21 protein-coding genes are annotated in these 22,943 nt (G+C 47.6%); 3 read left to right on the forward strand and 18 right to left on the reverse strand.

What is annotated here, in order from left to right; translation table 11 throughout:
* Positions 1-165 precede the first annotated feature (165 nt).
* Complete coding sequence (locus ACR0QV_RS01545; protein ID WP_432634248.1) at positions 166-1,551, forward strand: MFS transporter; 1,386 nt, start codon at positions 166-168, stop codon at positions 1,549-1,551.
* Positions 1,552-1,894: 343 nt separating this feature from the next.
* On the opposite strand, the gene pyk is transcribed toward ACR0QV_RS01545, so the two are convergent.
* Positions 1,895-3,316, reverse strand: a complete 1,422-nt coding sequence (gene pyk, locus ACR0QV_RS01550) for a pyruvate kinase (RefSeq protein WP_432634249.1) — start codon at positions 3,314-3,316, stop codon at positions 1,895-1,897.
* Positions 3,317-3,461: 145 nt separating this feature from the next.
* Between pyk and ACR0QV_RS01555 the strand changes: the two genes are divergently transcribed.
* Together ACR0QV_RS01555 and ACR0QV_RS01560 are read left to right on the forward strand one after the other, a co-directional pair.
* Positions 3,462-3,917 (forward strand): hypothetical protein, encoded by a 456-nt coding sequence (locus ACR0QV_RS01555; protein ID WP_432634250.1) that lies wholly within the window; start codon positions 3,462-3,464, stop codon positions 3,915-3,917.
* Between the two features lie 14 nt (positions 3,918-3,931).
* Positions 3,932-4,804, forward strand: coding sequence for a hypothetical protein (locus ACR0QV_RS01560; RefSeq protein ID WP_432634251.1), 873 nt, complete (start codon positions 3,932-3,934; stop codon positions 4,802-4,804).
* 63 nt (positions 4,805-4,867) lie between these two features.
* Here ACR0QV_RS01560 and ACR0QV_RS01565 read toward each other — a convergent pair whose 3' ends face one another.
* The 17 genes from ACR0QV_RS01565 to rfbF all read right to left on the reverse strand — a co-directional run bounded on the left by ACR0QV_RS01565 (position 4,868) and on the right by rfbF (position 22,615).
* Complete coding sequence (locus ACR0QV_RS01565) at positions 4,868-5,752, reverse strand: hypothetical protein (protein ID WP_432634252.1); 885 nt, start codon at positions 5,750-5,752, stop codon at positions 4,868-4,870.
* A 318-nt stretch (positions 5,753-6,070) separates the two neighbouring features.
* Positions 6,071-6,421 (reverse strand): lipocalin family protein, encoded by a 351-nt coding sequence (locus tag ACR0QV_RS01570; RefSeq protein ID WP_432634253.1) that lies wholly within the window; start codon positions 6,419-6,421, stop codon positions 6,071-6,073.
* An 83-nt stretch (positions 6,422-6,504) separates the two neighbouring features.
* A complete protein-coding gene (gap, locus tag ACR0QV_RS01575; RefSeq protein ID WP_432634254.1) occupies positions 6,505-7,515 on the reverse strand; it encodes a type I glyceraldehyde-3-phosphate dehydrogenase in 1,011 nt (336 codons plus the stop codon).
* An 83-nt stretch (positions 7,516-7,598) separates the two neighbouring features.
* Positions 7,599-8,978: a hypothetical protein gene (locus ACR0QV_RS01580; protein ID WP_432634255.1), complete on the reverse strand. Its 1,380-nt coding sequence runs from the start codon at positions 8,976-8,978 to the stop codon at positions 7,599-7,601.
* 47 nt (positions 8,979-9,025) lie between these two features.
* On the reverse strand, positions 9,026-10,273 hold the full coding sequence (locus ACR0QV_RS01585) for a glycosyltransferase family 87 protein (RefSeq protein ID WP_432634256.1): 1,248 nt from the start codon (positions 10,271-10,273) through the stop codon (positions 9,026-9,028).
* A 7-nt stretch (positions 10,274-10,280) separates the two neighbouring features.
* Positions 10,281-11,417, reverse strand: coding sequence for a glycosyltransferase family 9 protein (locus tag ACR0QV_RS01590; RefSeq protein ID WP_432634257.1), 1,137 nt, complete (start codon positions 11,415-11,417; stop codon positions 10,281-10,283).
* Positions 11,414-12,403 (reverse strand): glycosyltransferase family 2 protein, encoded by a 990-nt coding sequence (locus ACR0QV_RS01595; protein WP_432634258.1) that lies wholly within the window; start codon positions 12,401-12,403, stop codon positions 11,414-11,416. The genes ACR0QV_RS01590 and ACR0QV_RS01595 overlap by 4 nt, the downstream gene beginning before the upstream one ends.
* Positions 12,400-13,356: a glycosyltransferase family 2 protein gene (locus ACR0QV_RS01600; protein WP_432634259.1), complete on the reverse strand. Its 957-nt coding sequence runs from the start codon at positions 13,354-13,356 to the stop codon at positions 12,400-12,402. The genes ACR0QV_RS01595 and ACR0QV_RS01600 overlap by 4 nt, the downstream gene beginning before the upstream one ends.
* A gap of 12 nt (positions 13,357-13,368) precedes the next feature.
* On the reverse strand, positions 13,369-14,385 hold the full coding sequence (locus tag ACR0QV_RS01605) for a GDP-mannose 4,6-dehydratase (protein WP_432634260.1): 1,017 nt from the start codon (positions 14,383-14,385) through the stop codon (positions 13,369-13,371).
* Positions 14,382-15,200, reverse strand: coding sequence for an NAD-dependent epimerase/dehydratase family protein (locus tag ACR0QV_RS01610; protein ID WP_432634261.1), 819 nt, complete (start codon positions 15,198-15,200; stop codon positions 14,382-14,384). The genes ACR0QV_RS01605 and ACR0QV_RS01610 overlap by 4 nt, the downstream gene beginning before the upstream one ends.
* Positions 15,197-16,975 (reverse strand): thiamine pyrophosphate-binding protein, encoded by a 1,779-nt coding sequence (locus tag ACR0QV_RS01615; protein WP_432634262.1) that lies wholly within the window; start codon positions 16,973-16,975, stop codon positions 15,197-15,199. Before ACR0QV_RS01615 ends, ACR0QV_RS01610 begins: the two co-directional genes overlap by 4 nt.
* Complete coding sequence (locus tag ACR0QV_RS01620; RefSeq protein ID WP_432634263.1) at positions 16,968-17,723, reverse strand: HAD-IIA family hydrolase; 756 nt, start codon at positions 17,721-17,723, stop codon at positions 16,968-16,970. Before ACR0QV_RS01620 ends, ACR0QV_RS01615 begins: the two co-directional genes overlap by 8 nt.
* Positions 17,710-18,531 (reverse strand): aldolase/citrate lyase family protein, encoded by an 822-nt coding sequence (locus ACR0QV_RS01625; RefSeq protein ID WP_428049493.1) that lies wholly within the window; start codon positions 18,529-18,531, stop codon positions 17,710-17,712. Before ACR0QV_RS01625 ends, ACR0QV_RS01620 begins: the two co-directional genes overlap by 14 nt.
* A 9-nt stretch (positions 18,532-18,540) precedes the next feature.
* On the reverse strand, positions 18,541-19,425 hold the full coding sequence (locus ACR0QV_RS01630) for an NAD-dependent epimerase/dehydratase family protein (RefSeq protein WP_432634264.1): 885 nt from the start codon (positions 19,423-19,425) through the stop codon (positions 18,541-18,543).
* Positions 19,426-19,428: 3 nt separating this feature from the next.
* Positions 19,429-20,781, reverse strand: a complete 1,353-nt coding sequence (gene rfbH, locus ACR0QV_RS01635) for a lipopolysaccharide biosynthesis protein RfbH (RefSeq protein WP_432634265.1) — start codon at positions 20,779-20,781, stop codon at positions 19,429-19,431.
* Positions 20,766-21,878, reverse strand: a complete 1,113-nt coding sequence (gene rfbG, locus ACR0QV_RS01640; RefSeq protein WP_432634266.1) for a CDP-glucose 4,6-dehydratase — start codon at positions 21,876-21,878, stop codon at positions 20,766-20,768. Before rfbG ends, rfbH begins: the two co-directional genes overlap by 16 nt.
* Positions 21,836-22,615, reverse strand: coding sequence for a glucose-1-phosphate cytidylyltransferase (gene rfbF, locus ACR0QV_RS01645; protein ID WP_432634267.1), 780 nt, complete (start codon positions 22,613-22,615; stop codon positions 21,836-21,838). Before rfbF ends, rfbG begins: the two co-directional genes overlap by 43 nt.
* Between the last annotated feature and the right edge of the window lie 328 nt (positions 22,616-22,943).

Consider the following 22,943-nt stretch of genomic DNA (forward strand, 5'->3'; position numbering starts at 1 on the left):
TACACCCTATATATGTTATAATTGATATGTAAGCAAATGATTTGCTTAAACTTCTGCATTACTGCTCGTCCACTTTCTAATCGAGGGAGCGCCCCGGCGGGAAGCCAGCGCCGGAGAGTGTTGACGTGCGGCTTTTGCACGTTAAATTATAAATAGGAGACAAGAATGTTCGCAAAATTAGTTGGTTGGCTTAAACCTTTGCCGGACGGAACACCTATTTCCGACGAGGCACAGATTAAGCGTTTGTACCGTAACTGGCGTATTAAGATGTTCTTCGGCATGTACTTTGGTTATGCCTTGTTTTATTTCACCCGCAAAAATTTGGATTATGTAAAACCTGCGCTGAGCCAAAACTTTGGCTTGGACGTAATTCAGTTGGGGTATATCGGCACGACGATTTATCTTACCTATGGTATCGGTAAATTTTTAAGTGGTGTGCTGGCAGACCGCTGCAATATCCGCGGCGTAATGGCCTTAGGGCTGTTTGTATCTTCCCTTATTAACTTGGCGTTCCCCTTCTTGCCGCAATTCCAAGCCTTCTTGGGCAATATGGGCATCACCTTGCCGCTCGTGGCGTTGGCCTCGTTTGCTTGGGGCTTGAACGGTGTGGCTCAGTCTATGGGGTTCCCTCCGGTAGCCAAAGGCTTGGTGTACTGGTTCTCCCCCTCTGAAAGAGCGACCAAATGGACGCTGTGGTCTTCTTCCCACACGTTCGGCGCGTTCTTTGTAGGCGTGTTGATTTCTTACCTGCTCAAATTGGATATGTGGAAAATGGCTTTCATCGTGCCTGCTTTTATGGGTATTTGTTACAGCATTTTCCTGATGTTCTTCTTGACCGATAAACCCACCACCGTGGGCTTGCCTCCTATTGAAGTATATAGAAACGACGTGATGCCCGTGAAGGAAAAGAGTTCTCTTTCCCACTGGGAAATCCTCAAAAAACACGTGCTTAAAAACCCGTTCCTCTGGGCGTTGGCTATTTCGTACATCTTCATTTACTATGTGCGCTTCGCTACGTTGGACTGGGGTACGATGTTCTTGACCCAGGAACGCGGCTTTACGCCCGACGGCGCTGTGTCCGCTATGAAATGGATGCCCTTCTTGGGTATGCCGGGCGGTATCGTAGCCGGGTACTTGGCTGATAAATTCTTCCAGGGCCGCTGCACCCAAATGAACATTATTTACTTGGTCATTTTGGCCGCCAGCTGCTGGGGCTTTTATTGCGTGGCCGGTACGGACCATTTCTTCTGGACGTCCTTGCTCGCTTCGTTCATCGGCTTCTTTGTGGACGGTCCGCAGAACCTCGCTGGTGGTGTACAGGCGTCCCGCGTAACCGTACAGGAATCCGTTTCCGCCGCGTGCGGCTTTACGGGTATGTTCGGCTACTTCGGTGCTATGTTGTCCAGCACCGGGGCCGCATACATCAGCAAGAGTTTCGGCTGGAAAGGCGTGTACTTCTCCTGCATTATTGCGTGTATCATCGCAATGGGCTTCATTTCTACCACGTGGAAGAAGGAAGCCGCCTCTATGGCCGCTGAACACAATAAATAACATTTACTGTTATTTCTAGTAAAACCCCCGGGACTAACCCCGGGGGTTTTTGCGTTTAAGCGTGCTTTCTATTGCTTATCTAAAAGGGTTTCTTGGCCACTAAAAAAGGCGCTCCGCTTAAAACAAGAGCCTACTTTATAAAGGATAGCCTTCCTTTGCGTAAAAATGCCCATTAGCGTGGTATTTAAGTCGCTATCTATAAAAGATACCACTTACGGCTATTTGGCGGCGGACGGGCTTATAACATTTAATTTCCCTAACGATATTACTATTCAGACGAGATTTTTAGGCAAAAAAATACGCCGCCCGGTAGCGGACGGCGTATCAAGCAACTAATGGTTAATTAGATGTTCATAACGTAGAGCATATTGGTCGTACCGGCTTTACCAAACGGAATACCGGCAGTTACTACTACGTTGTCGCCTTCTTTGGCTAAACCTTGGGCGATGACGGCTTTTTTGGCTTCGCGCGTCATATCGTCAAAGTTCTTCAAATTGTCAATGACAATCGGCGTTACACCCCATACCACAGCCAACTGGCGGGCGGTGGTTACGTTCGGCGTAAGGGCCAAAATCGGCAAGCCGCCGGCACGTTGTTGGGAAGCACGCAAGGTGGTGGAACCTGAATCGGTGAACGTAACGATTACGTTGGCCGTATCCAAGTTGGTGGCCACAATGCCGGCACCCGTGGTGATGGCGCCTTCTTTGGTGGAATCGTTTTTGCGTTCCAACAAGGAAAGGCCTTTGCGGTAGCGGTGGTCTTTTTCTACGGTTTCAATAATGCGGCGCATCGTGGTAACGGCTTCCACTGGGTGATCGCCTTGGGCGGTTTCGGCAGAAAGCATTACAGCGTCCACACCGTCGTAAACGGCGGTAGCCACGTCGGAGGCTTCGGCGCGGGTGGGCATTACGTTGTGAATCATAGATTCTAACATCTGCGTAGCAATGATGACCGGTTTGCCCGCTTTGCGGCAGCCGGAAACAATCTTCTTCTGCAAGACCGGGACGAGTTCGGGGCTGGTTTCAACACCCAGGTCGCCGCGGGCAACCATTACAACGTCGGTCAAGTCAATGATTTCGCGCAAGTGTTCAATGGCGGAGGGCTTTTCAATTTTGGAAATGATGTGCGCTTTGGATTTCATTAAACTGCGCAGTTCAATCAAGTCTTCCGGTTCCTGCACGAAGGACAAACCGATGAAATCGGCGCCCAACATTTCGGCGATTTTCAAATCTTCTTTATCTTTGGCGGTCAACGCGGAAAGCGGCAATTTTACGCCGGGTACGTTTACGCCTTTTTTGTTGGAAAGTTCGCCACCCGCAATAACGGTGCAGTCGGCGGTATCAGCGGTGTGGGCATCCACACGCAAGCGGACTACGCCGTCGTTAAGCAAAAGTTCCAGGCCGTCTTTCATAGCGGCAAAAATTTCTTTGTGGGGCAGGCAAACACGGGTCTGGTCTCCGGGTTCCGGGTTCATATCCAAGCGGAATTTGTCGCCTTCCTTCAAGTGGATGCGGTAATCTTTAAACGTGCCAACGCGGAGTTTCGGGCCTTGCAAGTCAAACAAGATACCCAAAGTGCAGTTGTATTTCTTTTCCATCTTGCGGATGTTGGTTACTCTTTCCTGGTATTCAGGCAACGAACCGTGGCTGCAATTGCAGCGGAACACGGAAACGCCGGCTTTTACCAAGGCTTCAATGGATTTTTCATCGCTGGTGTCGGGACCGATGGTCGCGACGATTTTGCAAAAGTCAGTATTTTTCGGCATAATCTTAATTTTATTTCCTCTATCTAACTATATGAGAGGGGCAAATCCCCTTCTGTTATTATTTTATTATTTTTGGAGCGTGTTGTCATAGGTTTATTGTACTAGAAAATTGAAAACGCCCTTTAAATTCGCTAAAATATACCGTATGGATACGTCTTTGCAGCCTAAAAAAGATTATTTTCCCCCTATGCACACCGCCGAACATATCTTGAACCAGACGATGGTCCGCCTGTTCGGCTGCGAGCGGAGTTTAACCAACCATATTGAAAAGAATAAATCCAAGTGTGATTATTTCTTGCCGTCGGCCCCGACGGAGGAACAGTTGCGCGAGGTGGAAGATATGGTAAACGACGTGATTGCCGGGCAACTGCCCGTAACCGCCGAGGAACTCCCCCGCGAGGTGGCGGAAAAAAGCGTGGATTTATCCCGCTTGCCGCCCGAAGCCGGGAACACCGTGCGGTTGGTGCGCGTGGGCGGGTATGACGTGTGCCCCTGCATTGGCAAGCACGTTACCAACACCCGCGAGATTGGGCATTTTAAAATAGTCAGTTGGTCGTACCAAGACGGCAAATTGCGTATCCGCTACAAACTAGAAGATTAATCCCCAGGAGAATTATGAAACTTTTGCAAAAAGCATTACTGCTGGTTGCCTTGGTGTCCTTTTGCGGCGTTTTGCACGCGCAGGACGGCAAACGGGGCTGGCAGATTGAACTAAAAAAAATCGCCCTTGACGTAACTTCCACCGAAGTAAAACACGCCCAAGAATATAAAGACTTTTCCGACGCGCGCTTAAACGGCGACTCCCAAACCGCCGTGCGCGGCAATTTGGACGCTATTTCCGACTACCACGCCGAGCATTACTTGTGGACCAACGAACTGTTAATGGACTACGGCCGCACGAAAATCCGCCCCGTGGAAGGCGAAACCTTAACCAACGAAAACGCCGACAAAATTTTGTTCACCACGGGCTACACCCAACGCTTGTGGAAGGTGGAAAACTTTTTGGGCGGTTTTGAAGCGGGCCCGTTTGCTAACTTGGGCTACGAAACCGAATTTACCAAGCCCGACAATGCCCCCCGCACCCGCATTTTGCGCGGCACGGCCGGCGTAAAAATGTTTGAAGGCAGATACTTAAAGAGTTTGTTTGCCGCGGTGGTGGGCGAGCGCGATTTTACTTACAGCCCCAATTCCACCAAATTGGCTTGGGAAGCGGGTTTTAAAATTGAGCAGCCCGTGCGCGAGGGCGTAACGGCCAAATATTCCGCCCTGTTCCGCGATTATTTAAGCGAATCGGAAAAGCGCCCGACAGACTTAGATTACGAATTTACGGCTGATGCGCGCTTGGAAGTGGAACTCTACAAAAACTTATATTTGGCGCCGTTTATCAGTTACTACACGGCGCAGGCCAAATACTTTGGCACCCGTGGCGAAAATATTTATGTAGGTGTGTCGTTATCATTTAGCCACATTTTTAAAGAAGCCAAGTAAATGGTAAGTTTACCCATAAAAAACCCCGGTTATTAGCCGGGGCTTTTTATATATCTCTTGTCATTAGCGGAGAAAGCCGCCTCTGTCAAATTGGTTGGTCCAACTGGTATGCGGACGGGTGGTTCCGGCGTTTATTTTCTCCACGATTTGGCTCAGCGATTCCGGGCCGTATTCCCCGTGGATATAGACATCCAAAATGTCCGATGCCGGGATATCTTCGTACGAATAATAAATGGTCTTGGTGGAGTTCAACTCGGGATCTTTGCCAAGTTCCATTGTCGGTTTGCGTTTGACAACAAACACCACACCAATTCCATCTTTTTTATATCCGCTTTGAAAGATATAGTGGCTGGCTTCGTTGTACGAAGAGGACAAACTAACCGCCGCCCCCCTTTCATCGGTTCCCGTATTCCAAGTGGAATCCTTGGGCGAAAAACCTTTCTTTAAAATAGCCGTCAATTCTTCCGGCGTGATAATCATCCCACGGTAAAGCACTTTGTCGGAATTTTTATCCGGATGATAAATTTGCTCCGGTCTGCTTCTGTACGGGTCAATGCGGCGCATATAAAAGCCTTCAATATAGTTCTGCGGCAAATGGTAAGAAGCCAAAATGGCGGCGCGGTGCGTTTCAACGTCATTAATCCAAACCTGTTGCGGGGTAATCCCGGCGGCGCGTTGCAAGGCTAATTGGTGCTGGATATCGCGCGCTTTTTTATCCACGGCAACTCTTAACTGCGCAACGGGCAGTTGGATTACCTTGGCCTTAAATTGCGGATTGGTATAAGGCACTTTTACTTTAATGCCCGGTACAGCCCCTTTGGGGATGGTACCCACAGGCAATTTTAAGACCTTTATTTTCGTAGGCTTTACAGGAAGCCTCTGCGCCTGTACATAAGGCGCGGTAGCCGCACAGAGGAGCGTAGCGAGAAGTATGTTTATGTATTTCATTTTGTTTTATCCTTTTATGTTGAGTAAATTTTCTAAAAAATAAAACCCCGGACTTTTTAAATAGTCCGGGGTTTGAAAAAATAAAAATATAATTACAATACTACTGGTTCCGGACTCAAATATCTATTTTTAATAATGGAGCATAGAGACATCATAGAAAATAGATTAAATAGACCGGAAGCAAAAACGGCCGTCTTCTTTTCAGAAGCGGGATTGGAAATAGAAATCATAGTCCAAAGGTTTTTGCTTTTCATAGATACAGATAGTGTATATTATTTTTAAAAAAATTGCAACAATTTTTTATTTTTTCTCGCAACTTTATTTTTGCCGCGTGAAAATTTGCGTCTCTTCTCCGTCGGCAGACAGTACCAAGGTATCATCCGTCAACTCTTTAATATTATACTGCAAATTTACCTCAATCGTTTGGCCGTTGCCTAAACTTTTGCCCGTAAGAACGAGCGTATTCCCGTTTTGGCTCCACGTTTCGTACGTTAGGGTAGCCATATTTACGGACGAGGCTTTCCCCCCTTTTTCAAGCGTTATGCCTTGCATTTCGCCCGAGGATAAGCCGGGAATAGGCTGGACCCAAGTTCCCTCAATGGCGGGCGCTTGGGTGCAGGCAAAAGCCGTTAAAGCGAGTACAGCACACATCAACATTTTTTTTAGCATAAATTATTACCTAACCGTACAAGCGGTGTTTTACATAAAAAAGAGGGCCCCCTTACGGGAACCCTCTCTTGTAACAAATAAGATTATTTGTTCACGGAAGCCATATGGGCGATCAAATCAAGCACTTTGTTGGAGTAGCCGATTTCGTTATCGTACCAAGATACGACTTTCACAAATGTGTCGGTCAAAGCGATACCGGCTTTGGCGTCAAAGATAGACGTAAGCGGGCAGCCCAAGAAGTCGGAAGACACGACGGATTCGTCGGTGTAACCCAAAATACCTTTGAGTTCGCCTTCGGAGGCTTCCTTCATCGCTTTGCAGATTTCTTCGTAGGTGGCCGGTTTAGCCAAGTTTACGGTGAGGTCAACCACGGACACGTCCAAGGTCGGCACGCGCATAGACATACCGGTCAATTTGCCGTTCAGTTCAGGAATTACTTTACCTACGGCTTTGGCAGCGCCGGTGGAAGACGGGATGATGTTGCCGGAAGCGGCACGACCGCCTCTCCAATCCTTCATAGAAGGACCGTCAACCGTTTTCTGGGTGGCGGTGGTGGAGTGTACGGTGGTCATCAAACCTTCTTTAATACCGAACTTGTCGTTCAAAACTTTGGCGATAGGGGCCAAGCAGTTCGTGGTGCAGGAAGCGTTGGAAACGAATTGGGTGCCTTTTTTGTAGGTTTTTTCGTTTACGCCGACTACGAACATCGGGGTAGCGTCTTTGGACGGAGCAGACATTACCACATATTTGGCGCCGGCTTTAATGTGGGCCTGCGCTTTTTCCTGGGTAAGGAACAAACCGGTGGATTCTACTACATATTCGGCGCCCACTTTATCCCAAGCCAATTCTTCGGGGTTTTTGCAAGCGGTTACGCGAATTCTTTTGCCGTTGACGATGAGTTCGGATTTTTCAACGTCCGCTTCCACGGTACCGTTAAATTTGCCGTGCATCGTATCGTATTTGAGCATATAAGCCAAATAGTCAACCGGGCACAAGTCGTTGATGCCTACGATTTCAATATCTTTGCGTTCTTGCGCCGCGCGGAATACGAAGCGACCGATGCGGCCAAAACCGTTAATACCAACTTTAATCATACTGTTTACACCCTCCATAGATTTTTTACTTCTGTAAATATTTTACTATTTTTTGAGCCGTTCGTGTACCCTGTTAAATAGGGTTAGTCAAGCGGCACATCAATTTTATCAACTCTTCTGGTAGCGGGATTATATACCGCTTGCCGTTTTTTAATTAATTTATGTTCCTGCAAATCGTAAACATACGTCGTTTTAATGCTGTGGTCGGAACTGGTGCGCCCTTCAATAAGAGCCTGCCCATCTTTGTCCCACAGCGCGCGGCGCGTGGTTAATTGCAAATAGCGGCCTTCGGGCTTATCCGCAATCGCTTTTTTGATTTTGCTGTATGAAAATTTGCTTTCAAACGTCAGGTTTTTAATGGCTTTTTTGTTTTCGTCCAGCAAGGAGCCAGCCGTCAGATATTCGTCAATATCCATATCAAAAATGGGCTTATCGTCAAAATAAAAGGGAATTTTGGCTACGCCGTTGTTGTGATAGGCTTCCACCAATTTATAAAGATAATGCGCGTGCGTGGCGTAGGCAACATCCTTGCCGGGGTCTTCGGCATTATGGACGCTTCCCGTGTGGATGCCTACCAGTTCCCCCTTATCGTTTAACACCGCACTGCCGCACAGGCCGGGGCGTTTTTCAGCCGGCATAGAAATCGTCGTGCGGATAGAAATCGGCGTTACCCCCACCACTTGGCGTTCCGGGATAGCGGCCGCGGAAGAGTGCGTAAAGCCTTTGGATAGCAGATTATCCTGCAAATAGGGCGCTCCCGCACTAATGGAATAAGGAGCCAAAAGGGGCTCAATATCCGCCGGGAATTTGACTAACGCCATATCCAGCATACTTTTGGGCGAATAGGCCACCACTTCTACGGTAGCCTCGTGCGGCAAGCCGTTTTTATAAACAATGGCGGTAAAGGTTTTATGCAAGGCATCTTTTTCGCCGGACGAGGTGGCAATCGCGTGCGTGGCAATGACGCCATAAACTTCGTTCTTGCCGTTATAGGGGATAGAAACCACGGTGCCGGAAAAAATGTTCGTACCGTTCAAACTGGTAGCCGCCTTTTCCGATTCTACCGCCTGAAAGATATAGGCGTCTTTCGGGATAACTTCGGTAGCCAGAATATTTTTAAGGCGCAGGTTTTCCTGCTGTAACTGTTGGAGTTTGGAAAGGGCTTCTTGTAATTGGGACTTGCTGGAAACCCCGGAAACATTAGCCGGGACCGTCGGCGCGACGCGGGGCAAAGCCGGGGTGGACGGTACAACCGGGACCGTAGGGAAAGTAACCGCCGAGGGAATTTTTACATTAGTCGGCAAGGCGGCGGAAGGCAAGCGGCTGACGGCTTTTGCCGAGGCCTTAGACACTTGGGTTGCGGCGCGGGCCCCGCGGCTAACCGCCGGTACCTGTGCCTCCGCCGAAGCGGGCACTAACACAGTCAGTAAAAAAGCAAAAGTTAAAAAGGTATATTTTTTCATACTTATATTCTAACACTTGTGTCCGGCGCTAACAAGGGCCAAAGGGCCTATTTCGCCTTGGGCCCATAATACTTTTTTATGCCTTGTATTAGGCTAGCAAAGGAAAAATCCCGCATTAAATGCACCAGTAGCACCAGGCTGATTACAGGCCGCAAAAAGGAGCCCAAATTCATCACAAAATCAAAGTACGAATATAAGAAACAATGGCTAATCAGGTTCATCGGCACGAACAAAAGAGCAAGCAAGAAAACCGTTAAATTATCGGCTTTTTCCTGCGGGTCTTTTAAAAGGAGCAGTGCGGGCAGAGCCAGTTGGATAAGGGTATAATCATACGATACAAACGGCAAAAACACTTCGCCAAGCGTTAGCAGCAGGGCGGCGCGCGCCAAACGGTGGTTTATAAACAGCGTATAGGCGCTGGCAAACGCAAAAAAGCCCAGGGCAAACACCGCATAATAGGGCATCGTTTGGCGGGAAAACCACAGCAAGGCTTCCCAACTTTCGGGCGAACCTTGGACTTGTGTCAGCAGAAAAACGGGAAGGCAGATTAGATTAAAAAACGAGTGGGAAAACTGCAACCCCAAAGGCATTAATTGGTGCCAGAGGTTGAACCCGGCAAACCCGGAGGAGTCAAACCCAAATCCGCTTAATTTCCCCACCGCCAGCAAAACTCCGCTAAACAGCACCGTCCCGGCCAGTGCCTTGGAGCGTTTATCTGCCATAAAAAGCACGAGGAAGACGGCGGGATAAAGTTTCATATTGATGGCTAGGGCTAACAGCAGGGCCGCCCACCAAAAGCGTTTGGCCCGGTAGCACAGCAGAAAAGCGGCGCAGACGGCAAACAAAATAATTTCCGTATTGGCGCGGTCCAGCGCAAAGAGGAGCGGAAAGGAGCACAGGGTAAAAATAGCGGCGGCGGACCATTTTTGTTTGAGGAACGAAAACGCCCGGCAGGCAAGGGAAAAATACAGGACGGTTCCCCCCGCTAACATTGTATAGAGCGATACTTTTTCCGGCAGAAATTTGAGCCCCTGTAAGGCCCATACAAAGAACGGAAAATAATTGCCGTTCTGCTCGCCGAGGGCGATTTGCAAGGTGTCGTAAAAATCATTAAAGCGGTAGCGCGGGTCAAACAGGAAAGTAACATACGGGTAATACGCGCGGTGCAAAAGCAGGTTTACCGCGCTGACCGCGAGGGCAAGCCCCATCCCGGCGAGCAACACCCCGCAAAAGCGTTTCACCCGTGTTCCCGGCGTAATTTCTTTTAGCCAAAACTCCCTAATCTGCGCCCACATACCTAGTTTACGGCTCCCTTTTAAGTAATGCTTCCACTGCCTCAAATACTTGTTTTGGGGTAAGTGAATACATACATTTGGCGCAGGCAAACCCAAGTGGGCACTTTTTGTGCCAATCATCCGTAACGTGCCAGCAGTTGCCGCAATAGGGGGCCGATAAATTGCAGTTTGTTTGGTAGCCCACAAAGTCCGCAGGAGTGGGGCCGAATAACGCCACACACGGGGTATGTACGGCCCGCGCAAAGTGGATTAGTCCGCAGTCGCAATCTATATGCAGTTTGGCTCCTTGCAAAATAACGCAGGCTGTTTGTAAATCGGTATGCCCCAAATAGTTGCTGTCCGCCCCCGGAATAGGCGTGGCGTTGCGTTCGCCCAGTTGTACGGCCTGCATACCGGGATAGGCTTGGGCCATAAGCGCAATTAATTCCCGCCAATGCTCTTGCGGCCAACATTTGGTGGCCGCGGTATGTACGCCGTCTCGGATATTGGACGAGGTGGAAAAAGTAAAGTAATTTTTCCCTTTCAGCGGGTTTTGTTGGCTAAATTTTAACAGCGCGGTTTTATCGCCCGCTTTTTTTAGTCCGGCCGTGGCGCACAAAAGGTCCATAAAGTCTAAATTTTGGGCGGCTGATAAGCGGGAAATGCGGTGCCAAACGTGTTCTCCGTGTGCTTCGTAATCGTCAATAAACGGTTTTACTTTCAAGCGGTTTTCAGCCAATTCCCGGGGTAGTTTATCCCCCCATATGCGGGTTAGTTGCATTGTGTGGAGGGCAAACGCATAGCGGCGGTAAAAGAGGTAGAAGAATTGCTCGTAATGCACCGTACGGACATTGGGTAGCGTCCCGAACAGAAAGCGGCCCAACGCCGGGTTATGCACATATACATCAAAAGAATACTGCGGAAACTCCTTATAAAATTGGGCCAGCATTGCATTTGCACGCAGTAAATCGCCCAACCCGCCGTTTGCACATAAGGCCGCGGTATTTTCCCCCGGTTTATTTAGGCACGTTTTTAAGGCGCTTTTAGGCTGAGCAAAAGCGTATTTTACCGCCTTACGAACCGCCCGGAAAAGGCGCACCTTTTCCGCAGGCTTTTTAGCGTTTTGCGTTTCCAAGGCAAGCAGACGGGCTTCTTCTTCGTTCATACTTTTTCACCGTTTTGGAAATCTTGCAGACGTTTTAAAAAGCGTTTGCGCTTGCGGGCGTATTTGGGATAGAGCAAAAAGAACAGTAGATAATTGCACAAAATCGCCAATACAAAACGCACGCGCTGCCAGTTGGAAAGCACGGCAAGCGGGGCCGTATAATTGCCCAAATAATGGTCGTACTCAATCATATTTTGCTTAAACGCTTCCTGCACGGCTAAAAAGAAGGATTTTTTGCGGCCTAAAAATTGCTCACAGGCCGCCGCGCGCATTTTTTTATCCTTTAACACGCCCAAGGCTTTTAGGTAGTTTACCTCAAAATATGCCAAGCGGAACGGGTCGTCTAATTCTTCGGTCCGGCGGTGGTATTCAAGCCCTTGGTGGTTCGTGTTTTTTCCGCACAAAACGATATTTTGGGATACCATACGGTAGGGCAAATTTTTGTTAAACACTTCGGCTACTGCGGCCAGTTGCGGGAACCAAGTAGGAATATTGTAATAAATGTTAATCAGGGCTTCGGGCGTAATCGTATCGGCACGGTGGATGGCGGACGGCACAAAGGTTAAAAGGCGCATTAAATTAGCGGGTATAGGCTGTGCGTTTTGCGGCAAAATCTCGTGGTTTACAATAATAAGCGCCTGCTTATCTTGCATAGCCTGTTCCACTTCGGCCCAACCGTTCCAGTCGTACTCGTCATCATCCGCGAGAACCCAAAAGTATTCTTTTGCAGCCAGTTCAAAACAGCGTGCAATGTTTGCATTTCCGCCGATATTGCGGGTGTTGCGCAAGGGTTTAATATTGGGAAATTGGCGGGCAAACTTCGCCAGCAGTTCGCTCGTGCCGTCCGTAGAAGCGTTGTCTAGTACGGTAATGGAACAATTTTTGACAGGACTGGCCTCGGCTGTCAAGGCCGCAAGCGTACTGCGCAAATATTCTTTGCGGTTATACGTCGGAATAATGATTTCCAACCGTTCGGCTAGGTTCATTGTTTTTGCTCCGGCAACGGAAATACCTTCGTTTTTAGAAAGAAAAACTTAATATTAATTCCGCGCTCTGTTCTGTAAAAATAAACGGGCCACAATAACGCCCATAACAAAATAAATTTTTGCTTTAAAGAAACCGTGCAAAAAATATCCCAAAAGTGGTGCCAGCAAAAGGGCTTTGTGGACAAGAAATTACGCATAGAATAGAGGAAAGATTTATCCAATACCAGTGCATTACAGCAGGCGTGGCGGAGTTGTTTATCCTCAATTAAATTATAGGAATCCACATATCCCCACAACAAATTAAATTTGTTCCATTGGTAGAACAATCCCGGGCGCAATTTTTTAACCTTATGGCTTTTGGGCGCTTCGGACTGGATGACTATTTTCCCGTGCGGTATAAAAATACGGCCTTTTTCGTTGATAATTTTAATCCCCATAGCGTGGAAAGGGAATAAATTATAAGCCATTGCGTAGGCGTTTTGCATTGTCAGGTCCGTGATATGCTTGGTGTGGTAAATGCCGGAGGGCACAAACCCTAAGTTATTTAGAATATACGGGATAGACGGATTTTGCACCTTTTCCGCCCAACTGGTCATAATCAGGTCATATTCATTGTTAATGGCCTGTTCAATTTCGGACCAGTGGGTCCAGTCAAAAAAATCATCGTCGCACAAAATCCACAGATACTTTTTATCCGCCAGTTCCATTGCCTTTATCAGGTTCCCGCCTAGGCCAATATTGTATTTGTTGCAACGGTTGTGCAGGTTGGAGTGAAGCGCGGCAAAGGCCTCAATTACCTTATCCGAACCGTCTGTGGAGCGGTTATCCAGCACCGTGATATCACACTCTTTAACGGGACTGTTGTCCGCCAGCAGGGTTTTTAAGGTGCGTTCCAACTCCGCCTTGCGGTTAAAGGTAATCAGTACGATTTGTAACTGTTTTTCTAATTCCATATTAAAACCCTTTTAGGAGTTTTTTACCCACTCTAACATACGGCGGATGCCGGACTCTTTATCTACTTTCGGGGTCCAGTTTAACAGGCGCGAGGCTTTGGCAATATCGGCCACAAAAATCTTTTGGTCGCTTTCGCGCGGGGGCAGTTGCGTATAGTGTAATTTGATGTTAAGTTCTTTTTCCAAAAAGGCAAAAAGTTCCAGCAGAGATAAACTGTTTTGCATCCCGCCGCCAATGTTAAAGGCCTGGCCTTTAATTTCGTTAATATGTTTTGCCGCGGAAAGATACAGCGCGACCATATCGTCGGCGTGCAACACATCGCGCACCTGCTTGCCGTTGCCGGAGATAGTGAAGCGCGTGGCGGGGTCTTTTACCGTATTAACGGCCTGTTGGCAGAACCAACTAATCCACCCTTGGTCAAAGGTGCCAAACTGGCGGCTGCCGTACATAGACGAGTGGCGGAAGACCGCGGTTTTTAAGCCGAAAATGCGGGAATAGTCCAGCATATACTGGTCGGCCGCCCCCTTAGAGCAACCATACGGGGAGTGAAAATCCAAGGTGATTTTTTCGTCAAAACCGTTCGGGTATTGCTCGCAAATATAGCGGGTTTCCTTTTCAATATAAGTATATTGCTCCAAATCTCCGTACACTTTATTAGTGGAGGAATAAATAACTCCGCAATGCGGCGCAAACTGGCGGACGCTTTCCAATACGTTAAAGGTGCCCAAGGTGTTGGTTTCAAAGTCCAGGCGCGGATTAGCGATAGACGTAGTCATAGCCACTTGCCCGGCCAGGTGGAAAATAATGTCCGGCTGGACCTCTTTAATAAAATTGCTTACGGCCTGAAAATCCCAAGTGTTTAACTTGGCAAAGCGGAAAGAGCCCTGCTCTTGGAGCCACGCTAAATTTTTATCCGAACCCACACGGGATAAATTATCAATAATATATACGTCCTGCTTTTCGGCCAGTAACGCCGAAGCAATATTAGAACCCAAAAAACCGCAACCGCCTGTAATTAAATATTTCATTTTTTCTCCTCTTGTGCTATTTTGTTTAAACCGTCTTGCAGGGATACGCGCGCTTGCCAGCCCAAGGCTTTCAACGCGGCTGTATCCACTTCGTAGTCCAGTTGCTCGTTCTTGCGGTAAGGCACAGCGCCAAAGTTTAGGCGCGTAGTGGTGTTGCCGCAGGCTTGCTGAACCAGTAAGACTAAATCTTTTATGCTTGTTTTGCGGTTGGTGCCCACCTCAAAGGCGGTTACCTTTCCGCGCGGAAATTCGTCCGTGTGTTTTAAAATACACAAATATGCGTTTACCACATCGTCAATATAGGTAAAATCACGCGTTTGTGCGCCTTCCGTTAGGTTTAATTCGGGCACATTTTCGCGAAAACTTTTAAATAGAAACGCAATAAACTTATTAGGAGTATCAAACGGCCCATAAAAATGGTCCAGCCGGATATTTACCGCCGTAATGTTATCGGCTGATAGTTTTAGCCACTCCGCAAATTGCGCCTTAGACAGCGCGTACGGATTAAGAAAACGCGTTAAAATCGTATCCGTATTTAGGAAGGCTTTTACTTTATGTTTTATGGCAAGGTGGAGAACCTTTAACGGAAAGAGCAAGTTCCCCTCCGTTAGTTCAGCCATACTCTCCCCATTTCTTCCATAACAGGTGTCCAAATGGATAACGGCAAATACGGGTTGCTGGGTAAATAACGCTTCGGCTTGTTCGTCTGAAAAGGCGCGGCGCAAGCATAAAACGTGGTATCCCTTCGTCTCCAAAGCGGACGATAAATGTCTGCCAAGATAGCCGGTTCCACCGGTAAGGATAATGGTTTTCATTTAATAGTATTTTCTTCCATTTCTTTGCGGTCCAGGAACGGATACATATCTTCCAGGGACGGGCTAATCATTGTGCCGTCAGGCAGTTTGCGCGCGGAAAGTTTCGGCGCAAAGGTATATCCAGGGGTTAACATTACCTCGCACAACACGGGGCCGGGCGTTTCTAGCACTTTCCGGATTTGTTCTTCTAAATTTTTCAGATTGTCTATTTTGACGGTTTTAAGCCCGAACGCATTGCCCAATTTAATGTAATCAGGGCACGAAACGCCCGTTTCCACGGTACAAGCGGTCATTCTGCCGTCAAAGAAATTCTTTTGAGTTTGCTGGATGGAAATATAGCCGTTGTTGTTCAGCACGAACAATTTAACAGGTAAATCGTAGTGTTTAAGCGTTTGCAGTTCCTGCACATTCATCATAATTGAGCCGTCCCCTTCCAAACAGACTGTGCGTCGTTTATCATTGGCAAAACAAGCTCCTATCGCTGCGGGCAGGCCGTAACCCATAGAAGCATCCCCACTATTCCAAATATAGCGTTGGTTCTTTTTTACCTTTCCCACCTGGAACGGAAGTAAAAAAGCTGTACCATTGGAACCGACGACCACTTCATTTTCGGAAAATTGTTCGGTAAGTTTTTTAATAAAATAATACGGTTCTATCGGATGATGCCCAACCCTAGGAGCTTCCGTCAGGGGAGGATATTTTTCTTTCAACTGTCGGCAAAACGCTCGCCATTTGGGACAATCAGAGGGAGACAAAATAGTCAGTGCCTTTTGTAGGAAAGTTTTGACATCTGAGTGAATTTTAATTGTTGGTTTTACCGTAGGTTTGTCCAATTCGGCCTTATCAATATCAATGGACGCCAAGACCGCGTTCTTCGCGAAATTTTCCCAATTATAACTGACCTGTCGGATATTATTGCGCGACCCAATGGATAAAACGAAATCCGCGTTTTGCAACGCAAAATTTCCGGCTCGATTCGCTACTGTTCCAATTCGGGCAACGAAATTTTCATTATCCTGCGCTACCGTATCGAAACCATTCATAGTGGTAACAATGGGAACATTTAATTTTTTGACCAATTCTAAAAATTCCCGTTTAGCTTTTGCCAAAGTAATGCCGTGTCCAGCAATGATAACTGGCCGGCGAGCGCGGTGCCACTCGTTGGTCAACGCAAACCATTCTTTCTCATCGGACGGTAGTACGAGTTCGTCTTCTTTGAAATTATATTTTCGAAGAGCTGTTTCATCGATAAGGGCGGCCTGTAAATTAAGCGGCACGTCTATCCACACAGGGCCGGGTCGTCCATGCGTCGCCAAATAGACGGCTTTGTCTAGTACATATTCCACATCGTGCGCATCAGCCAAAGTGACCGCATATTTCGTCAATGGTTTGACGCACGAAATGATATCCACTTCCTGGTCCCCCAGTTGTCGAAGTGGCAGATTGGGACAACTGGCCAGCGTGGTGGTTTGCTTAACCTGCCCCGAGATATATAATACGGGTACGCTGTCTGTCCATTGGCCGAACACTCCGTTTAAACAGTTAAGTCCTCCCGGACCCGTTGTTACATTGACGACTGCTAACTCCTGGTGTAGCCGGGCGTATCCCTCGGCGCCAATTGCACAGGCTTGTTCGTGATGATTACAAATATACGGGATATATTTCCCAAAACTGTCATTTAAATGCATAGCCCCACCGCCCGACACCATAAACAAATGCCGGATGTGGTAAACTTCTTTTAGTCTTTTAGCGATAAAATCCGATAATTTAATCATAAAATCCTTCCAATAAATCTTCCAATTTTTTTATTACCCAAACGCCTGGCTCTGGCTGGGAGTAGTCGGAAATCAGCACGGCGTCCGCCCCGTAGTTTTTAGCCAGTCGCACGTCGCTTGAGTAACTATCCCCCACCACACATACCATTTCGGGCGATATGCCCAATCCATCCAGAACAAGTTCCAACATCAAGGGGTTGGGCTTTCCAATACATTGGTCAAACTTTTTATTTAATATCATCTCCACGGCGGCAACAATTGGCCCGGCCCCAGGAACCATCTTGCCGTTCGAGATCGGATAAGAATGCTCAAGATTGGCGATAATCAACTCACAATTTTCATCTTTTAAAGGGATGAGCGGAGTCAAGTCGTCCAGTCTAAAATCCTTATTGTATCCCACCACAACTGCCTCCGCGTGGTCGGAAGATTGGACTATTCCCAATTTAGCGATTTCCTGTTTCAAATCTTCTGTTCCGACACAAAGCACCCGCTTAAAACCGCGTTTTTGCAAGTATTTGCCGATTGCGTACCCGGAATTTATCAATTCATCTTCCTGGATATCGACTCCCATATGAAGCAGCTTTTCATACAGTTGGTGGCGCGTTTTCGCAGAATTGTTGGTCACGAAAAACAGGTTCGCGCCTGTTTTTCGCACACCTCGGATGACCTCATTAGCTCGCGGTGCTAGTGTATCGCCAAAATAGATGGTTCCGTCTAAATCAAAAATAAAGCAATTATACTTCAACAAATCCGCCCACCTCTTGAATGGATTTTTTATACCGAGATTCCAACACTAAGATTCTTTGGTTGTCTTCAAGCGCGATATTTCCGTAAAAATTTTGTTTGTTTTTGATCCACATAATTTCAAAACCCACGGCTTTTAAAATGCCTTTGTCGGAGTGGGGATCGCGTAGCGCGGCTTGCGCGTCGAAGATAACCTTTCTTGTTTCAAAACGGTTTAGAGCGCCCTCGGGCAAACGTTTGAAAAACGGCAAAGATAGGGCAGACACCCCACCGCCGATGACCAACTCTTTCTTATATTTAAGCGTCAGCCGGGCGATTTCTTGGGCTAGTTTTAAAATGTCTTCATGGTTAATGTCATCTTTGCTCATGCCCAAAGAGCCTGTCATGTCAGTTCTGCCCATAACGATACCTGTCAAATCTTTTGCCGATTCGCCGCTCAAAATTTCCTCTAAATATCGGAACCCATACTGCGTTTCGATATTAATTAAAAATTTTATGTTTTGACGTTCCTCTTCTGGGAAAGCCATCCGCGTGGCTTGCAGGTATTTTTTTACTGCGTAAGGGGATTCGATCATCGGCGCAACGATGGCGTTTACGCCAATAGTGCGGGCATCGTACATATCTTTTAGGGCTTCACAACCGCCTATTTTAATAGTTAAATCCAGCCCGGCCTTGGTTACCACTTCTTTTAACCGTAAGGCTTCTTCCATACGTGTACCCTCGGCCTCAAACTCAGCCTTAACGCCGATCACGTGGTGATTGGCTTTTAAATCTTGCAAGGTTTCCAACATCTTTTTTTCTAAATTGTTCATTGGGTACTCCTATTTATCTGTTTGTAATAAATCCAGATTGAGTTCAGCCTTTTGGGTTTGGTAATATCCGTACAGGGCTGATACTGCTTCTTTTATCGGGGTAAACGTAAGCCCCGGGATTTGGACCTTTAATCTGGCATTGGAGCCGGAATAATTAAGGCCGTAACCTTCGTGCGCAACTTGTATGGGCAATTTTTTTCCGCTGACATCCAAAACCGTTTGCGCGGCTTGCAAAAGTTCGGTTTCTTCATCAGGTACGACGTTATAACATTTGAACTTCGGTTCGTGCTCTATAAAGTAATCCAGCACGGGCATTAAATCCGGCGCGTACAAATAACTAAAACGCCTGTTTTGGCGCAACGTAATAGGCAAATCAAAAAGGGCTTTGCAACAAGCATTGGAAATAAAGCGGATTTCCCAGTCTTCGTACTTGCCGAAAATGCCGAAAATATTTAAGTCCACTGCGTTTTTTATATTTTCAATCTGTTTATGCACCACATATTTGCAAAAACTGTGGTCATCTTTCCCCATCCGCAGGCCGATTTGGTCCTCGGTTACTAGGCGGTTGTCGGCGGCATCATACACTGCACCACTGCCCAAATTAATCAGGCGGCCAAACCGGTCCGTATGGCGGGCCAAATTTTCAAACATCCGCAAGTTGGTGTAGAGCAGGTTCGTCGGGTCTTTGGCGTTGCGGTGTCCGGGCTTTACTGCTGCGTGGATAACCGCATCAAATTGGTGCGTTTTAAAATAATTATCCACGGCCGCTGTATCAGCCAAGTTAAGTTCGCTGCTGCGCGGGGCGATAATATCATACTTTTGGGCCAGAAAACTCTCCCGTATGTTCTTACCGATAAAACCGTTTCCGCCGGTCAGCAAAAGTTGTTTCTTCATACGTTATTTATGTTGCGCGGCAAATTCGTGGATTAAGCGCGAGGTCTTATCCAATTCCTTTTTCCCTAACCGCGGGAAAACGCCCACCCAAAAGGTATTGTTCATAATAAAGTCCGTATTGGGCAGTTTTTTATAGTCGGCTTCGGTCAAATCGCGCGAGTTTTGCAGTGCGCCCGCACCGATACGCAAGGCTACATCGTTTTCCACCATTAAGGGCTGGCGCAAGAGATTGCCCGCAAATAATTGGCGGGTTCCCACGCCGTTCTTTTCCAAATATTCCACCAACTGTTGCTTGGTGAATTTGGCTTCGGGTTTGACGGAAATCAGGAAACCGAACCAAGAGGGTTTTACCTTGTCGTCCACCTTGGGCAAAATAAGTACATCGGAAATGTCCGCCAGTTTGTTCATTAAATAGGCGGCGTTTTCGGTGCGTTTTTGCAGGTAGCCGGGCAATTTTTTCAGTTGGCTTACACCCAAAGCGGCCTGCCAGTCGGTAATTTTTAAGTTAAATCCGATATGGGAATAGGTATATTTGTGGTCGTAACCAAAGGGCAAGTGCCCCAGTTGCATATTAAAGCGGTTTTTGCAGGTGTTATCCACGCCCGGTTTGCACCAGCAGTCGCGGCCCCAGTCGCGGAACGATAAAATAATGCGGTAGAGTTGTGGGTCGTTGGTAACCACAGCGCCGCCTTCGCCCATCGTCATATGGTGGGCCGGGTAAAAACTATATGTGCCAATGTGCCCAATCGTACCCGCCTTTTTGCCGTTCCACTCGGCGCCCAAGGCATCGCAGGAGTCTTCAATCAGCCACAGATTGTGCTTTTTGCAGATATCCATAATGGCGTCCATATCAAACATATTCCCTAACGTGTGCGCCAGAAAAATAGCCTTGGTTTTGGGCGAAAGGGCCGCTTCAATTTGTTTGACGTCAATGTTATAGGTGCCGATTTCGCAGTCCACAAACACGGGGATTAACCCCTGCTGGATAATCGGGTTGACCGTAGTCGGAAAGCCTGCGGCCACGGAAATCACTTCGTCGCCCTTTTTAAGCCGTCTTTCACCCAGTTTATAAGAGGTAAGGGCGGATAAGGCCAGCAAATTGGCCGAGGAGCCAGAGTTGGTGGATAAGGCAAATTTTACGCCTAAAAAGGCGGCAAAATCCTTTTCAAACTGGTCATTAAAGCGTCCCGCCGTCAGCCACATATCAAGCGTGGCGTCAATCATATTGGCCAGGTCCTGTTTGTCCAACAATTTGCCCGAAGCCGGGATATAAGATAAATCCTTTTTAGCGCCGTAAATTTCGTCAAAATACTTGGCCGCCGCCGCTTGGACGGCTGCTCTTAATTCTTTTTCCATTGCATCTTCTCCATATATTCGTTAATCTGGTGTAAGGTAAAATCGTACATCGGTTTACCTTCGTAAAATTGTTTGTACCAAATCACGCTCTTTTCCACGGCTTCTTCCGCCGTATAGGTGGGCGTCCAGCCCAGGCGTTCCTTGGCCTTGGTAATGTCCAGCATCAGCAGGTTGGCTTCGTGCAAGTTATCCTTTTTATGCACCACCACTTCGCCTTTGCCGTAATACTTTACCGCCAACTTGGCTACTTCGGCCACGGTCAAAACGCTGTCCGCCTTCGGGCCAAAGTTAAAGCCTTCGGCATATTCACGCCCCTTGGTATAGAGCAAATGCCCCAGTAATAAATAACCGGAAAGCGGTTCCAAAACGTGCTGCCACGGGCGCGTGGCGTGCGGGTTGCGTATTTCTATGGTCTTTCCCGCTTCTATGGAGCGCACACAATCGGGCAGTAAACGGTCTGCCGCCCAATCGCCCCCGCCGATTACGTTTCCCGCGCGGGCGGTAGCCAAGGCGTAGCCGTCCTGCAAGAAACTGCGGCGGTAAGACGAGGATAAAATTTCCACGCATCCCTTAGAGGAAGAATACATATCATATCCCCCCATCGGTTCGTCTTCTTTGTAGCCGCGGGCAACTTCTTTATTCTCGTAGCATTTATCGGTAGTAATGTTTACAAAGGCTTTTACCGAGGCGGTTTTGCGCGCCGCTTCCAATACGTTTAAGGAGCCCATTACGTTTGTTTCGTAGGTAAGCACCGGCTCCGCGTACGACAGACGCACCAAGGGCTGGGCTGCCAAGTGGAAAACGATTTCCGGCTGAAATTCCTCAAAGGTTTTATTCAAAAGGGTTCTATCCAAAATATCGCCAAAGACATTTTTGGCAATTTTATGCTCAATATCCAGCGCCGTAAACATAGAGGGCGTGGTGTTGGGTTTTAAGGCATACCCGCACACTTGGGCCCCCAGTTGGGTAAGCCACAAGGCAAGCCACGAACCCTTAAAGCCCGTGTGCCCGGTGAGTAAAACGCGTTTGCCCTTATAGGTATCGCTCCACATAGTTAATCCTCCCACACCTTCCACGGAGCCTTTCCGTTGGTCCATTGTTCGTTAAGTTCAATTTTATCGCGCAGGGTGTCCATCGGGTGCCAAAAGCCGTAGTGCTTATAGGCGTTTAATTGGCTTTCTTTGGCCAGTTGCGTGAGCGGTTCGCGCTCCCACATAATATTGTCCCCTTCCGGGATGTAGTCAAACGCCTGGGGCTCACAGACAAAGAAGCCGCCGTTTACCCAAGCACCATCCCCTACCGGCTTTTCCTGAAAGCGGGAAATGGTACCGCTGGGCTCAATATTAAGTGCGCCAAAGCGGCCTGTGGGCTGGACGGCCGTTAAGGTTACCAATTTGCCCGATTTTTTATGGCAGTCTAACAACTTATTAATATCCACATCGGACACTCCGTCCCCGTACGTCAGCATAAAGGGTTCGTCGCCCACAAACTTGCGCGCCTGCTTAATACGGGAGCCCGTCAGCGCGTTGCGCCCCGTATATAACAAGGTAACCTTCCACGGTTCACAGCGGTTCATATGCACGTCAATTTTATTGGTTTGAAAGTCTATCGTAACATCGGAGTTGTTAGTATAGTAATTTACAAAGTATTCTTTGATGACTTCGCTCTTGTACCCGCACAAAATGACAAAATCCGTCAGGCCGTAGTGCGTGTATAATTTCATAATATGCCAAATAATGGGATAACCGCCGATTTCTACCATTGGTTTGGGGCGGATAGAGGTTTCTTCACCCAGTCTGGTACCAAGGCCACCTGCCAACAAAAGAACTTTCATAGCAAACTCCTATATAAAAATGTTAAACGGGCACGCCCGTAAGTGTATTGTACGAAATTAAGAATTTATAACAAGCCCCTCAAAAGGGCTACGTTATGAAACAGTTGGTAGAGAGATTGGATAAACGAGAAAATGAGGGTTGTTCCCCTCAATAGGACTATTCTCCGCCAAGAGTTTATAGTACCCTTTTATTATAACACATAACAGCGGGACTTTGCATTGTGCAAAAAGCCCCTCCATAAACCTTATATTTGTATTATAATATAAAAGATAAAGAGTACCGGGCCTATAAAAGATATAGGTCCTTTGGTCCCCGTCCGGGTGGGCC

It is taken from the genome of Candidatus Avelusimicrobium sp. (assembly GCF_050873505.1).
GTDB lineage: Bacteria > Elusimicrobiota > Elusimicrobia > Elusimicrobiales > Elusimicrobiaceae > Avelusimicrobium.

Excerpts from the sequence above, each read along its gene's own strand:
- ACR0QV_RS01615 (WP_432634262.1), bottom strand. The coding sequence starts at position 16,975 with ATGATTAAATTATCGGATTTTATCGCTAAAAGACTAAAAGAAGTTTAC.
- ACR0QV_RS01625 (WP_428049493.1), bottom strand. The coding sequence starts at position 18,531 with ATGAACAATTTAGAAAAAAAGATGTTGGAAACCTTGCAAGATTTAAAA.
- ACR0QV_RS01555 (WP_432634250.1), top strand. The coding sequence starts at position 3,462 with ATGGATACGTCTTTGCAGCCTAAAAAAGATTATTTTCCCCCTATGCAC.
- ACR0QV_RS01560 (WP_432634251.1), top strand. The coding sequence starts at position 3,932 with ATGAAACTTTTGCAAAAAGCATTACTGCTGGTTGCCTTGGTGTCCTTT.
- rfbG (WP_432634266.1), bottom strand. The coding sequence starts at position 21,878 with ATGGACCAACGGAAAGGCTCCGTGGAAGGTGTGGGAGGATTAACTATG.
- ACR0QV_RS01590 (WP_432634257.1), bottom strand. The coding sequence starts at position 11,417 with ATGAACGAAGAAGAAGCCCGTCTGCTTGCCTTGGAAACGCAAAACGCT.
- ACR0QV_RS01630 (WP_432634264.1), bottom strand. The coding sequence starts at position 19,425 with ATGAAGAAACAACTTTTGCTGACCGGCGGAAACGGTTTTATCGGTAAG.
- ACR0QV_RS01595 (WP_432634258.1), bottom strand. The coding sequence starts at position 12,403 with ATGAACCTAGCCGAACGGTTGGAAATCATTATTCCGACGTATAACCGC.
- rfbH (WP_432634265.1), bottom strand. The coding sequence starts at position 20,781 with ATGGAAAAAGAATTAAGAGCAGCCGTCCAAGCGGCGGCGGCCAAGTAT.
- ACR0QV_RS01610 (WP_432634261.1), bottom strand. The coding sequence starts at position 15,200 with ATGAAAACCATTATCCTTACCGGTGGAACCGGCTATCTTGGCAGACAT.
- ACR0QV_RS01600 (WP_432634259.1), bottom strand. The coding sequence starts at position 13,356 with ATGGAATTAGAAAAACAGTTACAAATCGTACTGATTACCTTTAACCGC.
- gap (WP_432634254.1), bottom strand. The coding sequence starts at position 7,515 with ATGATTAAAGTTGGTATTAACGGTTTTGGCCGCATCGGTCGCTTCGTA.
- rfbF (WP_432634267.1), bottom strand. The coding sequence starts at position 22,615 with ATGAAAGTTCTTTTGTTGGCAGGTGGCCTTGGTACCAGACTGGGTGAA.
- ACR0QV_RS01585 (WP_432634256.1), bottom strand. The coding sequence starts at position 10,273 with ATGTGGGCGCAGATTAGGGAGTTTTGGCTAAAAGAAATTACGCCGGGA.
- ACR0QV_RS01580 (WP_432634255.1), bottom strand. The coding sequence starts at position 8,978 with ATGAAAAAATATACCTTTTTAACTTTTGCTTTTTTACTGACTGTGTTA.
- ACR0QV_RS01605 (WP_432634260.1), bottom strand. The coding sequence starts at position 14,385 with ATGAAATATTTAATTACAGGCGGTTGCGGTTTTTTGGGTTCTAATATT.
- pyk (WP_432634249.1), bottom strand. The coding sequence starts at position 3,316 with ATGCCGAAAAATACTGACTTTTGCAAAATCGTCGCGACCATCGGTCCC.
- ACR0QV_RS01545 (WP_432634248.1), top strand. The coding sequence starts at position 166 with ATGTTCGCAAAATTAGTTGGTTGGCTTAAACCTTTGCCGGACGGAACA.
- ACR0QV_RS01570 (WP_432634253.1), bottom strand. The coding sequence starts at position 6,421 with ATGCTAAAAAAAATGTTGATGTGTGCTGTACTCGCTTTAACGGCTTTT.
- ACR0QV_RS01565 (WP_432634252.1), bottom strand. The coding sequence starts at position 5,752 with ATGAAATACATAAACATACTTCTCGCTACGCTCCTCTGTGCGGCTACC.